Source organism: Natronorubrum bangense (assembly GCF_004799645.1).
Classification (GTDB): Archaea; Halobacteriota; Halobacteria; order Halobacteriales; family Natrialbaceae; genus Natronorubrum; species Natronorubrum bangense.
In genome coordinates, this window is the sequence record NZ_CP031305.1 from 932,170 (window position 1) to 946,636 (window position 14,467).

Here is a 14,467-nt window from a genome sequence, read left to right on the forward strand (position 1 = left end):
CTGTCGTGCGTTCGGGTGCGCACTGACGGTCAGTGGCTACGACAGTCGGTGATAGCCACAGCTTTCTGGTCGGTGAAAACGTGTGGGCGCGATGCCCGAGAACCGAGCGTGGAGTTACTTCGCAGTCGGGGTGACGCCGTCACTGACGGCCTGTTTGACCTGCAGTGCAGCGCTTGCAGCGAGGCCACGGGCGACCTCGTCGCGTTCGGCGGCAGTGATGAGTTCTTCAGCGGCTGCGACCTCTTCGACGTCGGGGGTAAAGCCAGCACTGACGGCGTGGCCGATCGGCGGTCGGACGGCGACGGTGACCTGTGGACCGGTGAGCCCACTGGAGATATCGGAGTCGACAACGTATTCATCGGGGAGGAACTCTCGCGTTCGAGCAGCGATTCGCGAGACATCACGGTGAAGCAGACGTTTCTGTGCCCTCGAGAGGTCCGGAACGTCCGCCGCGGCACGCTGACCAGCACCAGTTTCTCCCGGCAGCCCTGCGTACGGCGTATTTCCGTTCATGAGAAGTGTGTACCCGGACCAATGCGCTGACGGGTAAAAAGGATTCGCCTTCAGACAATCCAGACGAGGCGACTTGTCACAGACTAGCAAATCGGCTCGCTGTCGCCGTACACAGCCAGTACGAGCGCTGTCGTGTACGTTCCTGACTCGGCCTGCTCGCTCTCGACGACGACGTTCGGCTCGGTGAACTCCCAGTCACGCAGCTCCTGTCCTGCACGCAGCCCCTCGTGGACGCGCCGGTCGACGTCGTTGGCGTCAGTTTCGCCCGCAACTTCGTAGAACAGTCCCGGCCCGTCGTCGACGGCTTGGGACCACGCGAGCGCGGCGGACACCTGTCCCGGGCCGGCCGTGGTGGCTCGAGCCTCGACGACGGTCAGCCGTTCGCCAGCGGGGCCGAGGTCGGGTGCGGTGCCGACGGCTTCGACAGCGGTCGCAGCCGGAATAACAGACGAGACGGAGACGAGATTGTAGTTTTCGACGCCTGCCGCTGCGAGTGCAGCGTCGTAGGAGGCCATTTCGGTCGGCGCAGATGCCGATCCCCAGACGACTCGAATCAGACTCATATCCGTGTTCGGGGATGGACAGCGTAAGGCGTTGCGATCCAACAACGAAACGGTTCAGGAGTCTTACTGGTAGAAGTAGCCAGCCGAGGAAATGACGTCACTCGAGTCATCGTCTTCGATCTTTTCTAAGGCCTCGAGGAAGTCGCCGTGGTTGACTTCGTCACGGTCGTCGCGGATAGCGAACATCCCGGCTTCGGTGGCGAGACTTTCGATTTCGGCACCGGAGTACCCCTCAGTCTCTTCGGACAGCACCTCGAAGTCGACGGCGTCTGAGACGCTCATGCCGCGGGTGTGAATCTGGAGAATCTGTTCGCGGCCGTCGCGGTCGGGTTCGGGCACCTCGATGAGGCGGTCGAACCGGCCGGGACGAAGGATGGCGCGGTCGAGCATATCGAATCGGTTCGTCGCGGCGATGATGCGGATCTCACCGCGGGCCTCGAATCCGTCCATCTCGGAGAGCAGTTGCATCATCGTCCGCTGGACCTCGGCGTCGCCGGAGGTCTTCGATTCCGTGCGTGTGGTTGCGATTGCGTCGATCTCGTCGATAAAGATGATCGCTGGCTGACGCTCGCGGGCCATCTCGAAGAGATCGCGGACGAGCCGGGAGCCTTCGCCGATGAACTTGCGGACGAGTTCCGAGCCAGCCATCTTGATAAAAGTCGCGTCGGTCTCGTGAGCGACCGCTTTGGCGAGCATCGTCTTGCCGGTGCCCGGTGGGCCGTACAGCAACACACCGCTTGGCGGCTCGATACCGACTTCGTCGAACAGTTCGGGTTCGGCGAGTGGCTGTTCGACAGCCTCACGAACTTCGCGGATCTGTTCGTCGATTCCGCCGATATCCGCGTAGGTGACCGCCGGCTTCTCGGTGATCTCCATCGACTGGGCACGCGCGTCGGTTTCGGCGTCCAAGATCGTCTGGATCGCAAACGAGTCGTTGACGGCGACGCGGTCGCCGGCGCTGACCTGCTCGAGAATGCGCGGCGAGACGTCGGTGAGCACCTCCTGGTTGTTCCCGTGCTGTTTGACGATTACCTCGTCGTTCTCGAGGACGTCCTCGACGGTCGCGATGTATAGCGAGGAGCTTTTGAGCGTCTCGTTTTCGCGCTCGACGCGGTCGGCGCGCTCGCGCAGTTTCCGGCGACGGTCTTCGGCGTTCTCGAGTTGTTCGGAGAGCTGTTCATTGACGTCCACGAGATCGGCATAATGCCCGCGGAGCGCCTCGAGCCGCTCATCGTCGGGGAGATCGGGATCGATATCGCGGTGAGGTCGGTCTGGAATAGACGGGCTTCGAGACATCCTGACGTACGCTGGTAAGTCCCCCACGATAAATGTGCCTTTGGGTCGCGGACGGTTTTTGCGCCACCAGTCTGACGCCGTCGGCGGCGTTTCTCCCGTTCGCAGCCCTGCAGCGCGGATTACAAGGGACCGACTGGGGGATGTCGAACGGACAAGCGGTCACCGCGTGGAAGTGGGCTGTGGTTCCCAGACCCGAATCGCGTAGATGAGAAACGGGACACCGATCGCCGTTGGCCCCAACCAGCGGACCAGCGCCGGGATCATCGTGAGGTTGACCGTGATCGCAGCGGTCACGGTCGCGATATAGGCACCACCCATGAACCCGATGTGCGAACTGAGCCACGGGCGGCGATCCGCTGGCGGCGAGCGGAGTTCGTCCAGCGTGCGGATGGCGAACCCGGCTCCAATAGCACCGAACATGGCCAGAGCAGGTGCCAGTCCGACTGGCCCAGTGATCGTTTGCCAGCCGCCTGCGACCAGCATCAGACCCCCGATAAGCACCATCGTTCCGTGGCCAGCGTAATCGATCCCCGTCGGTGCTGCCAGCCCAGCCCGTCGGCGTGCGATTACCCGATACCCCCCAAACACCAGATAGCCGCTGAACACGGCGATCGCGAGGAGAAACCAGTTTTCGTCTCGGCCAGCGAGCGGAAGCGCCGTCACAACGACGATCACCATCGACAGCACGTACCACTTCCCGGCGACGTTGTGTCGCCTGCCACCCTTTCGTGTCACGATCGCGCCAAGCCCCGCCCCGAGCGCCACGACTCCCGCGACGATGTGGATGGAAAGAAGCGGATCAGCGAGCAGCGAGTTGAGTTCACTCTCGCCCGTCATCGATACACCTCGCGTCTGTCGACCCGTGTTCGTCTCTCGAGCATGGCTATGGACTGGACGACTCGCAGGGAATAGCTTCCCCCAACATGTTGGCGATCCCGCGTGGCAGCCGACGCGGCTGGCACTCTGACCCAAAGCGATTGGTACAGTGGGCACCAATACGAAACAGAACGGAATGATCACAGCATCGTTTCGGATTCAGCTCCCGGAGGGCATCTGGGTGACTGACCTGTCACAGGCGTTTCCCGACGCGACGTTCCGATTACTGACCGGCGTCCAGATGGGCGAGACGGCGGTTGAACTCGGTGAGGTCATCGCCAGAGAGCCACGCCCCATTTCGGAGCGGATCGCGGCCCACCCGTCGATCGAGAGCTATCAGCGACTCGAGGTAACCGACGATCGATCACTCGCGAAGTACGAGACGACTGATACGGATCTCTACGCCTTCATCAAGGATTCCGCTTTCCCGCCGGAGTTTCCGATCGACGTTCGAAACGGATGGTACGTGCTGGATTTCACCGGCACGAACACCGCGTTCGACCGCCTTTGCAACGCGCTTGATGCAATCGACTACCGATACGAACTCCTGTCGTGCGTCGAAACCCGAGAAACGGGCGGTCTACTCACCGACAGGCAACAAACAGTGCTCGAGGCAGCACTCCGGGCGGGCTACTTCGACGTCCCGCGAGAGTGTACGCTCGCCGAACTCGCGTCGGACCTTGGGATCGATAAGTCGACGGCAAGCGGGATTCTCCGTCGTGGCGAACGGCGGATTCTGACGCAAGCGCTGACGGGCGCTTCCGGCGGTCGATTCGACGACGTCGACCGCCCGCGGTGAGCGTGCGTTGGTTCCGCAGGTGAAAACGATCCGTACCCGATCAGTCGAGCAGCGCTTCCAGCTCCTCGAGTCGCTCGCCGTAGGTCTCGAGAGCACGATCGATCGGCTCGGACGTACTCATGTCGACGCCGGCGATCCGCAACAGCTCGAGGGGATACTCGCGGGAGCCACGCTGGAGGAACTCGAGGTAGCTGTCGGCCGCCTCCCGGTCCGGCTCGCCGCCGGCACCGTTCGGCAGAATATCGTCGACGATGGCCAGTGCGGCGGAGATCCCGGTCGCGTACTGGTAGACGTAGAACGCCCGGTAGAAGTGGGGAATGCGCATCCACTCGGTGGCGATGCGATCGTCGACCACGGCGGGCTCGTAGTAGTCCTCCTTGAGTTCCCGATAGCAGTCGTCGAGACGGTCGGCCGTCAGCGGCTCGCCCGCTTCCTCGAGTTCGTGGGCTTTGTGTTCGAACTCCGCAAAGAGCGTCTGCCGGTAGAGCGTCGATCGGACGCGCTCTACGAACTCGTTCAAAACGTGTTTGCGGAACTCGGGGTCGTCGCTGGTCTCGAGTAAGTGTGCCGTCAGCAGGGCCTCGTTGACCGTACTGGCGACTTCGGCGACGAAGATTTCGTAGCCCGAGTAGACGAACGGCTGTTCGTCTTTCGTCAGTTCCGAATGCATCGAGTGGCCGAGTTCGTGGGCCAGCGTGTACATCGAGGAGATGTCGTCCTGATAGTTCATCAGAATAAACGGCTGGGTGTCGTAGGTCCCCCCGGAGTAGGCCCCGGACTGTTTGCCCTCGTTCTCGTAGACGTCGACCCACTGGGAGTCGAGCCCCTCGGCGACGCGAGACTGATACTCCTCGCCAAGTGGCTCGAGCGCGTCGACGACGTACTCGGTCGCCTGCTCGTAGTCGACCTCAGGGCCTTCGTCACCGGTCAGTGGCATATAGATGTCCCACATCTGGAGGTCGTCGACTTCGAGCGCCTGTGCTTTGAGCTCGGCGTGGCGGTGGAGTTTATCGAGGTTGTCGTGGACGGTCTCGACGAGCGTATCGTAGACGTCGACAGGGACGTTGGGACCGTCGAGAGCAGCTTCGCGAGCGGTATCGTAGTTGCGTGCCTGGGCCGTCTTGACGTCGGCTTTGACGCTGTTTTTGTAGGTGGACGCGACCGTGTTCCGGACCGCCTCCCACTCGTCGAAGTACTCCTCGTAGACCTGTTGGCGAAACTCCCGGTCGGGGCGTTTGAGCAGGTTGACGAAGTTACTCTGTGTGATTTCGACGGCCTCGCCATCGGGATCCTCGACGGTGGGGAACGTCATGTCCGCGTTCGAGAGCATAGTGTAGACGTCACCCGTTGCACCCGTGACCTCGCTCAGGTCTGCGAGGAGCTCCTCGACTTCTGCCGATCGGGTGTGCGGTTTCATCCGGAGGACGTCATCGATGTAGTGGTCGTACGTCTCGAGGTCGGGTTCGGCCTCGACCATCGTTTCGAACTCCTCGCGGGTGAGGTCCTGAATCTCGGGATCGATGAACGACGCCGCAGACTGTGCATCGGCGGCGAGTGACTGCGCTCGCGCTGTCAGTGCCTGATACTCCTGATTGGTCGTATCCTCGTCGCGGCGCATTCGGGCGTAGGCGGCGACCGTCGACACCTCTCGCATGATCTCATCGCGCAACTCGAGGACTGAACGGAGCGTTTCGGCATCGTCGGTGACCTGCTCTTCGTAGGCCGCGAGCTCGTCGACACGTTCGGCGACTGATTCGTAGGCGGCCTCCCAGTCGTCGTCTGTCGCGTAAATGCTCTCGAGGGCCCAGGTATACTCCTCGTCGACCTCGGAGCGGTCGGGAACGGAACTCATACCCCCGATTTCGGAACGGAGGTGGTAAAACGTGTCGGACGCCGAAGGTAGTGTACAACGTGGCGAAAGCGCCTGTTAACGGGGTGTGGCGATTATTCGGCTGGGAAAAGGGTTTAACTACGTCTACCGAGTGGACCGTGCAATGGGTAATCGGGACGCAACGGGTGACTCCCAGGCGGACGACGAGCGACTCGGCCAGGAGTACCGGGCGGTCGCGGACCTCGTCGACGACGGTGTCTATCGGCTCGATGCCGATGGCTGTTTCATCGCGGTTACCGACGCGTTCGTCGAGCTAACGGGCCACACTCGTGAGGGGCTGCTTGGCGAACACGTCTCGAGTCTCGTCGACGGGCAGGACGGTGCGCGGTTTGATGAACTCGGAACCCGACTCGAGAGTGACGCCAACAGCACGTTCGAGATCGCGATCAAGACTGCTGATGGCGACCGACAGCCGTGTACAATGCAGGTTAGTCCGCTCGTGGCAGACGGCGAGGTCGATGGAACCGTCGGCGTCGTTCGACCGATCGAGAACGGAGAGCAGCCTGATCAGCCACTGGCCACAGCAGTATCCGAACCGCTTGCGACCGTGATCGACGAAGCGGATGTTGGTGTGGTCGTCATCGACGATGCGTTCGACGTCGTCTGGATCAACGAGACTGCTGAGGCGTACTTCGGTGTGGACCGAAGCGACGTCATCGGGCAGGACAAGCGGACGGTGATCGAAGAGACGACTCGAACCTCCCTCGCTGAGCCCGATGCGTCCGCAGAGACCGTCGGTTCGGCCGACGTCGAACAGTTCGAGTGTCGCATCACGCCGGGGCCTGATTGCGAGGGGCGCTGGCTCGAGCATCGGAGTACACCGCTCGAGTCAGGGCCGTACGCCGGTGGTCGAATCGAACTGTACTACGACATCACCGACCGAAAAGAGACGGAACTGGCCCGGGTGGAGAGCGACCAACGATTCGAGTCGCTGGTCGACGCAGTCGAAGAGCACGCGATCTTCATGCTCGACACTGAGGGGCACGTCGTCAGCTGGAACGAGGGGGCAGAACGGATCAAAGGCTATGACGAAGCAGAGATCATCGGCGAGCATTTCTCTGCGTTCTACACCGACGAGGATCGTGCAGACGACGTGCCACAGCAGAATCTCACACAGGCACGCGAGACAGGCATGGTCGAAGACGAAGGCTGGCGTCTCCGTGCCGACGGCTCGACGTTCTGGGCAAACGTGACGATCACGGCCATCCGCGCTGACAGCGAGTTACAGGGATATGCCAAGGTCACACAGGATATGACCGACCGACGGGAACGGGAACGGCAGCTGCGACACGAACGCAACCTGGTCGAGCAGATCCTCGAGACCAGCCCGGTTGGGATCGCAGTCGTGAACCCGGATGGCTCGACCAGTCGAGCCAACAAGCGGATGGCACAACTGCTCGAGCTCCCAGCGGAAGACGCCTCGGCGTACACCGCCGGCCAACGAGCGATGTTTGACGCGGATGGGGCGTTCCTTCCAGTCGAAGAGCGGCCTGCGTTTCGGGTGTTCGAGACGGGTGAGCCGCTGTACGATCAGGAGCTCCTGTTGGACCCGGACGGAAAGCGGCGGTGGCTGTCGGTTAACGCCGCGCCAATCGCCAGCGAGGAGGGGGACCCACAGCGAGTCGTCGTGACGGCAACGGAGATCACCGAGCTGAGATCGTTGGCCGAACAGCGCAAGCGAGAACTCGAGGAACGGGAAAAGGAACTCGCCACGGTCAGACTCGCCACAAACTTGCTCAAGACCGGTGAGCAACCGACTGAGGAGTTACTCCAGGAGTTCGTAACGAAACTCCCGCAGTCGTTTCGGTATCCAGACCGGACCGCAGCGCGTGTTTCGGTCGGTGAACACGAGGCGGCCAGCGAATCGTACGAGCCATTCGAGCGATCGATCACCGCCACCGCCACCACGGCAAACGGCACGCCAGTTACGATCGACGTCGTCCTCACAACGAGCCAGCCAGAAACAGACACGGAGCCGTTTCTCGAGGGCGAACAACAGCTGATCGAGACGCTCGCGACGCTCGTTGCGTTTCATTTCGAACGCCAGGAGTATATCGACGAGTTGCAAGCCGAAACGCGACGCCTCGAGCAGTTCGCCTACGCCGCCAGTCACGACTTACAGGAGCCGTTGCGGATGGTCTCGAGCTACCTCCAGCTAATCGAGCACCGCTATGGAGACGAACTCGACGACGACGGCCGTGAGTTTCTCTCCTTTGCCGTCGACGGCGCCGAGCGAATGCGGTCGATGATCGAGGGACTGCTCGAGTACTCGCGTGTCGAGGCCCAGGGTGGCCCGTTCGAGCCGGTCGATCTCGACGCAGTACTCGAAGACGTTCTCAGAGATCTCGAGGTGCGGATCATCGAGACCAACGCCGAAATCACGACTGCATCGCTGCCGACGGTCGAGGGCGATGCGAGCCAGCTCCGACAGCTGTTCCAGAATCTCCTCGAGAACGCGCTCGAGTACAGCGAGGGGGAGCCTCGGGTTCACGTCTCGACCGAGCGGAGAGGAGAGAAATGGGTCGTCTCCGTCTGTGACGATGGCATCGGCATCGAACACGAGGAGACGGACCGAATCTTCGAGGTGTTTCAGCGGCTCCATAGCCGCGAGAAGCACGACGGATCCGGGATCGGATTGGCGCTCTGTCGGCGAATCGTCGAACGACACGATGGTGAGATCTGGGTCGAGTCCGAACCCGGCAACGGATCGACGTTCTCGATGACGTTACCAGCGGTCTCCGAGAACGAGGCGTGACTGGCAAGCGCCGAGCGAGCGATAGCGCCGCTCAGAACGGGACATCGTCCGGGATGTCGCGTGACGTTCCCTCCGTCAGCCCGTCGAAGCCGGTGGTGACCGAGACGTGGTCGATCTCGTCGATTTCGCCGGGCAGTCGTCGCTGGATCGCCTGTGTCGTCATCGGGCTGACGCCACAGCCGCTGCAGGCGCCGGTCAGGTTGATCGAGACGTGCCCCTCCGCGAGATCGACATCGGTGATCGACGAGTCACCGCCGTGGGCTTGAATCTGCGGGAAGTTCCGCTTGAGGAACAGGGAGACGGCTTCTCTGACGGCATCTTCCGGAGACTGGGTGTCGGCGGAGTTGCTCATGGGAGCACGAACGGACTGGGCGAATAAATCTCTGTCCACCGCTCGGATCTGCGCCAGAAGAACACGATGGCCCTGCTCGAGCAAGAGAGCGTCGCCTCGACGTTGGTCTGCGTGATCAGCGTCGCAACTCAGCGTCGACCGCAGTTCGGACCACGCGAGCAACACCGAGCATCGCGATGAACGTACTCGCAAAGATGACGGTCACGAACAGGAAGACACCGAGCCCGATCGCCCCGGCGTTTGGATGCGAGAGCAACGGCGACGTGAGACGGGTGCCAAGAAACGCGATGACGATTCCTGCGGCAACGTAGATCGAGGCCCGCCAGTAGGCACCGTACTCTTCCGGCGACAGTTCCATGCGCTGAACAATTAGCGCCGGCCGTAAAAAGCGCTCGTCCACTCACTGGATGCCGTCGGCGACCTGCCCTGCGACCCGCGCGCCTGTCTGGCGGTCGATACGACGCGTCTCGAAGACCGCCCGTGCGCTCGAGGCAGCGTCGTCGTCGATGTCGAACTCGAGGCCCGGATAGTCGACGTCTGTCAACACGAGTGGCTCCGGCGGCGCAGGCGCGATTCCCTCGTGGCCGGGCAGTGGCTCGGACTCGAACGTGCGGTCGATTTTCGCGAACGACGCCGCGCCGGTGGCGACGGTCTGTGCGAGCGAGACGAGTCGCCGGACGAGTTCGCGAGCGAAGCCACCCGCGGTGACGGTGACGACGAGATAGTCGCCGTCGCGGATCGCCGAAAGCGTCGGCGAACGCTCGGTGTTGTGGTCGTCCGGCGTGAGGTTGTGGAAGTCGTGCGTATCGGAAAGAGCCTCACAGGCGGCGTGGAACCGGTCGTCGTCGATTGGGTGCTCGATTTCAGCTGGAGTCGCACTCGAGTCGTCAACAGCGGCCGGCGCGTACAGGTGATACGTATACGTCCGGCGCGTCGCGTCGTGGGTCGCGTGAAACGAGTCGTCGACGTCGGCGAACGCCCAGGCCCGAACGGCGGCGGGGAGTTCGGCGTTGAGCGCTCGCGGTGTCAGCCACGCCGGTCCCTCGAGAGTGATCGTCTGGGCAAGCGCGGAGACACCGGCGTCGGTTCGGCCGGCAGCGGCGTAGCCCGCGGGCTTGTCTGCGTCGGGAGCGAGGACATCGAGCGAGCGTAGGGCGTCGAAGATGGTATCCTCGACGGTGGAAACATCGGGCTGGCGCTGGAAGCCGTAGTAGCCGGTGCCGTCGTAGGCGATCCGAAAGGCGCGCATCGGTCAGTTCCACCGACGAGTGCGGCCGTGTTAGGGCCGTCGAACCCACGCCAGACGGTGCCGACCGACAGTATATACACCGCGAGGGCCGACGCTTCCCGTATGACGGTACTGATCGATACCGATCCGGGCTGTGACGACGCCGTCGCACTCCTACTGGCGCTGGAACGGTCCGAACTCGACGTTGTCGGGCTGACAACTGTCCACGGAAACGCCCCTGTCGAGGAGACAACCGAGAACGCCCGCTCGATTCTCGAGGTGCTCGATCGGACGGACGTCCCCGTCGCAATGGGTGCTGACCGGCCACTGCTCGTCGACCTCGAGACGGCCGAACACATCCACGGCGAGGGCGGTATCCGTGGCGAGTTGCCTCAACCAGGCCCCGAGACGCAGCCCGTCGACAGCCATGCTGCCCAGTTCATCATCGAGCAGGCCCGCGAACACGAGGGTGAGCTCACGCTCGCGGCGATTGGCCCGCTGACGAACGTGGCACTCGCCCTTGCGATCGAACCCGAGCTGCCAGAGCTGCTCGACGAGCTCATCGTCATGGGTGGGGCCGCGTTCGTGCCGGGCAACATCACGCCGCTTGCGGAAGCGAACTTCCACGCCGATCCGCACGCGGCCCGGCGGGTCGTTCGAGACGCCACACCCACCATCGTCGGCCTCGACGTTACGACGAGTGCGACCCTTTCGCCCGATCGAGTCGAGTCGCTCCCGCAGGACGATCCGCTGGGTCGATCTATCGACGACTGGCTCACCTACTACGACGACGAACGACTCGAGCGCTACGGCATCGAGTCGGCCGCGATTCACGACGCGCTCGTGATTGCAGGACTCGTCGACGACGCGGTGCTCGAAACCGAGCCCTATCAGATGGTGGTCGGCACCGATTCGGAGCTCGACCGCGGCGCGCTGGTCTGTGACGCAACCGGCGTGACGGGCGAGCCGCCAAACGGTACTGTCGCCGTCGGCGTCGACGACGAACGGTTTCGAGAGCTACTCGCCGAGAGCCTCGAGCGCGTCCTCTCGCGTGCCGACGTGGAAGCGACCGGGTTCCAATCGTCGCGATAGTGCTGTGAATCGGCCACTCAGCGCCGACCGTCGGTCGAAGAGAGACTGATTGCGTCCCAGTCACCCGGCAGGACGGGGCCCTCGAGCAGCGGATCGTTGGTCTCGTCCATCCACTCGCGTAACTCCTCGCGAAGCCGGTCGCGAGTCCGCTCGAGGTCGGGGTCGTCGGGTCCATCCCCGGCGACGAGATTGTTCTGCTCGAGCGGGTCGGCCTCGAGATCGTACAGCTCTTCGTAGGCTCGCTGCTCGCCGTAACAGTCCTCGTGGACCTCGCGGCCGGCGTCGCTGCAGTAGATGTCGGTCGTGAGATAGACAGCTGGCAGGTGCCAGAAGTTGCGCACGTACTTCCAGCGCTCCGTTCTGATCGCTCGAGTCGGATTGTATCGGTCGTGCCAGGTCATGCCGGCGAACACGCGATCACGCGGTTCGTATCCGTCCTCGTCGTCGAGCAACAGCGGGGCGAAGCTCCGGCCGGCGATCCCTCCATCATCGACCTCGAGTTCGGGCAGTTCCACGTCTGCAACGTCGAGCAGCGTCGAAAAAACGTCGACGTTGCTCACGAGGTCGTCGACGACGCGGCCCGACTCGAGGACGCCCGGATACCGCAGTAGAAGCGTCGCCTCGATACCGGGGTCGAAACAGCTGCCTTTCGCTCGAGGCATGGCCAGCCCGTGTTCGGTCGTGAAGACGACGAGCGTGTCATCGGCGAGGCCGGCGTCCTCGAGGGCATCGAGGACCGTGCCGATGCCGTCGTCGATGGCTGACAGCATCCCCTGCATTGCGGCGATATCCGACCGAATCCCGGGCCGGTCGGGAAGAAACTCGAGTGGATCGACCGTCTCGGGATCGGGTGTCTCGTAGCGGTCGCCTTCGAAGCCGAAGTGCCCGTTTTCTCCGACACGGTGGAGTTCGAAAAAGCCCACAGACGCAAAGAAGGGGTCGTCGTGATCGCCGGCAGTAGCCATTGTCGCGAACTCGTCGGCGACGGTTCGAGCCCGAGCGGTCTCGTGAATTGACGGCGGCGTCTCCGCCGTCAGTGGCTGTTCAGTGTGGATTCGATCGTAGCCGAGTCGGTCGGGGTACTCGGTGACGTGTTGGAGCCCGAACAGATGGGTCTCGTAGCCGGCTTCGGCGAGGAGTTCGGGGAGGAGGTGCTCGTCGTCGTGAAGCTCCCAGTCGGCGTGTGCAAGCCCGAGCATCCCGTTCTGATGTGGGTGCCGTCCGGTCAGCAGACTTGACCGACTGGGCGAACATTGGGGTGCAGTCACGAAGTGACGGTCGAAGCGAACGCCGTTGTCAGCGAGGTCGTCGATCCGTGGAGTATCGACGGCCGCGCCGTAACAGCCGACGTACTTCCCCAGGTCGTGACAGTGGACGAGGACGATATGAGGCGAGGTCACGGCGACAAGGTACGGGGACAACGGGAGTAAGCGTTCGGACGGCTACAGGCGCGTGAATATCGCCCAGCGATGACCGTCTGGGCGTCGGTACGTTCCAGGAGTCTGAATCACCTGCATACTCTGGGCTGGTGGCCTTCCCTCCAAGGGGCGGAGTTGTGCCATCCATGGCGGAATCTAATGGACACGACGCAGTGTCGGCTAACGGACGTGATCCGGAGTCACACTCGACTGTGCGGAACGTCGTTCTCGTCGTCCTCGATACGGCTCGAGCGACAAGTACCGGCCAGAAAACAACGCCAACGCTGACCCAGCTTGCAGACGAGGGAACGGCGTTTGACAACGCGTTTGCGACTGCCCCGTGGACCCTTCCATCCCACGCCTCGATGTTTACGGGAACCTATCCGTCCGAACACGGCACACATGGCGGGCACACCTATCTCGACGAGGCGTTACGAACTCTCCCCGAGGCGTTCGCCGACGCAGGGTACGAAACTGTCGGCGTCTCGAACAACACCTGGATCACCGAGGAGTTCGGCTTCGATCGCGGGTTCGATGAGTTACGGAAAGGCTGGCAGTACATCCAGTCCGACGCGGATATGGGGGCAGTCGTCCGTGGCGAGGACCTCCGGGAGAAGCTGCAGGCCACGCGGCGGCGGCTTTTCGATGGCAACCCGATGGTCAACGCGGCGAACATTCTCTACAGCGAACTCCTTCAGCCGACAGGTGACGATGGTGCCGATCGGTCGACAGCCTGGATCGCCGACTGGCTCACGGCGCGAGACGACGACCAGCCCTTCTTTCTGTTCTGTAACTACATCGAGCCACACGTTGAGTACGATCCCCCGAAAGCGTACGCCGAGCAGTTCCTCCCCGAAGATGCGAGCTACGACGAGGCAGTCGCAATCCGGCAGGATCCTCGCGCCTACGACTGCGAAGAGTACGAACTCTCCGATCGGGAGTTCGCGCTGCTTGGCGGCCTCTATCGGGCGGAGCTTGCATACGTCGACGACAAGCTTGGCGAGCTTCGGACGGCACTCGAGGACGCAGGAACGTGGGACGAGACCCTGTTCGTCGTCTGTGGCGACCATGGCGAACACATCGGCGAGCACGGCTTTTTCGGCCACCAGTACAACCTCTATGACACACTGCTCAACGTGCCGCTGGTCGTCCACGGAGGGTCGTTTACCGGCGGTGGCCAGCGGCCCGATATGGTCCAGTTGCTTGACCTGCCAGCGACGCTGCTCGAGACTGTCGGCATCGAGGACCCCGCCCTCGAAAAACAGGGATCGGGCCGCTCGATGCATCCGGATTCAACATCGAAGCCGCGAGACGTCGTCTTCGCCGAGTACGTCGCCCCACAGCCATCGATCGACCGCCTCGAGGCGCGGTTTGGCGACATTCCTAATCGAGTACGGGCGTTCGACCGACGACTGCGAGCCGTCCGCACGGCGAAGTACAAGTACGTCCGTAGCGACGACGGGTTCGAACGCCTACACGACATCGAGACGGATCCGCTCGAGCACACCGACATCGCAGCCGAGGAGTCCGCGCAGGTCCGAACGCTTCGTGATCGCCTCGAGGAGCGATTCGAGCCACTTTCAGACGCTGGGACGACGGATGACGTTGCGATGCGCGAGGGGACGAAAGAGCGACTTGCGGATCTGGGCTATCTGTAGCAGGCCACATCGCGGCCGTGCCTGCA

13 protein-coding genes are annotated in these 14,467 nt (G+C 62.8%); 4 read left to right on the forward strand and 9 right to left on the reverse strand.

The genetic code is table 11. The features are described from left to right. Positions 1-114: 114 nt before the first annotated feature. From DV706_RS04655 to DV706_RS04670, 4 genes are all read right to left on the reverse strand, one after another. On the reverse strand, positions 115-513 hold the full coding sequence (locus tag DV706_RS04655) for a DUF5811 family protein (protein ID WP_006066291.1): 399 nt from the start codon (positions 511-513) through the stop codon (positions 115-117). 83 nt (positions 514-596) lie between these two features. Beyond that, on the reverse strand, positions 597-1,076 hold the full coding sequence (locus DV706_RS04660) for a pyruvoyl-dependent arginine decarboxylase (RefSeq protein WP_006066290.1): 480 nt from the start codon (positions 1,074-1,076) through the stop codon (positions 597-599). A gap of 63 nt (positions 1,077-1,139) precedes the next feature. Beyond that, a complete protein-coding gene (gene pan2, locus DV706_RS04665) occupies positions 1,140-2,372 on the reverse strand; it encodes a proteasome-activating nucleotidase Pan2 (protein WP_006066289.1) in 1,233 nt (410 codons plus the stop codon). A gap of 159 nt (positions 2,373-2,531) precedes the next feature. Next, positions 2,532-3,209: a DUF2306 domain-containing protein gene (locus tag DV706_RS04670; protein WP_006066288.1), complete on the reverse strand. Its 678-nt coding sequence runs from the start codon at positions 3,207-3,209 to the stop codon at positions 2,532-2,534. 175 nt (positions 3,210-3,384) lie between these two features. On the opposite strand from DV706_RS04670, the gene DV706_RS04675 reads away from it, so the two are divergent. Then, positions 3,385-4,047 (forward strand): helix-turn-helix domain-containing protein, encoded by a 663-nt coding sequence (locus DV706_RS04675; protein WP_006066287.1) that lies wholly within the window; start codon positions 3,385-3,387, stop codon positions 4,045-4,047. 40 nt (positions 4,048-4,087) lie between these two features. Here the strand turns inward: DV706_RS04675 and pepF are convergent, their stop codons facing one another. Further along, a complete protein-coding gene (gene pepF, locus DV706_RS04680) occupies positions 4,088-5,899 on the reverse strand; it encodes an oligoendopeptidase F (protein ID WP_006066286.1) in 1,812 nt (603 codons plus the stop codon). A gap of 142 nt (positions 5,900-6,041) precedes the next feature. Here pepF and DV706_RS04685 point away from each other — a divergent pair, with 142 nt between their 5' ends. Next, positions 6,042-8,693: a PAS domain-containing sensor histidine kinase gene (locus tag DV706_RS04685; protein ID WP_136350804.1), complete on the forward strand. Its 2,652-nt coding sequence runs from the start codon at positions 6,042-6,044 to the stop codon at positions 8,691-8,693. 31 nt (positions 8,694-8,724) lie between these two features. On the opposite strand, the gene DV706_RS04690 is transcribed toward DV706_RS04685, so the two are convergent. From DV706_RS04690 to truA, 3 genes are all read right to left on the reverse strand, one after another. Beyond that, on the reverse strand, positions 8,725-9,045 hold the full coding sequence (locus DV706_RS04690; protein ID WP_006066285.1) for a NifU family protein: 321 nt from the start codon (positions 9,043-9,045) through the stop codon (positions 8,725-8,727). A 115-nt stretch (positions 9,046-9,160) separates the two neighbouring features. After that, positions 9,161-9,403, reverse strand: a complete 243-nt coding sequence (locus DV706_RS04695) for a hypothetical protein (RefSeq protein WP_006066284.1) — start codon at positions 9,401-9,403, stop codon at positions 9,161-9,163. 42 nt (positions 9,404-9,445) lie between these two features. Continuing rightward, positions 9,446-10,294, reverse strand: coding sequence for a tRNA pseudouridine(38-40) synthase TruA (truA, locus tag DV706_RS04700; protein ID WP_006066283.1), 849 nt, complete (start codon positions 10,292-10,294; stop codon positions 9,446-9,448). A 102-nt stretch (positions 10,295-10,396) separates the two neighbouring features. On the opposite strand from truA, the gene DV706_RS04705 reads away from it, so the two are divergent. Next, positions 10,397-11,365 carry a nucleoside hydrolase gene (locus tag DV706_RS04705; protein WP_006066282.1) on the forward strand — a complete coding sequence of 323 codons (969 nt, stop codon included), beginning with the start codon at positions 10,397-10,399 and terminating at the stop codon, positions 11,363-11,365. 17 nt (positions 11,366-11,382) lie between these two features. Here the strand turns inward: DV706_RS04705 and DV706_RS04710 are convergent, their stop codons facing one another. Next, positions 11,383-12,765 carry a sulfatase family protein gene (locus DV706_RS04710; protein WP_006066281.1) on the reverse strand — a complete coding sequence of 461 codons (1,383 nt, stop codon included), beginning with the start codon at positions 12,763-12,765 and terminating at the stop codon, positions 11,383-11,385. A gap of 164 nt (positions 12,766-12,929) precedes the next feature. Between DV706_RS04710 and DV706_RS04715 the strand changes: the two genes are divergently transcribed. After that, entirely contained in the window at positions 12,930-14,441 is a 1,512-nt protein-coding gene (locus DV706_RS04715; protein WP_240756817.1) for a sulfatase, read from the forward strand. Positions 14,442-14,467 lie beyond the last annotated feature (26 nt).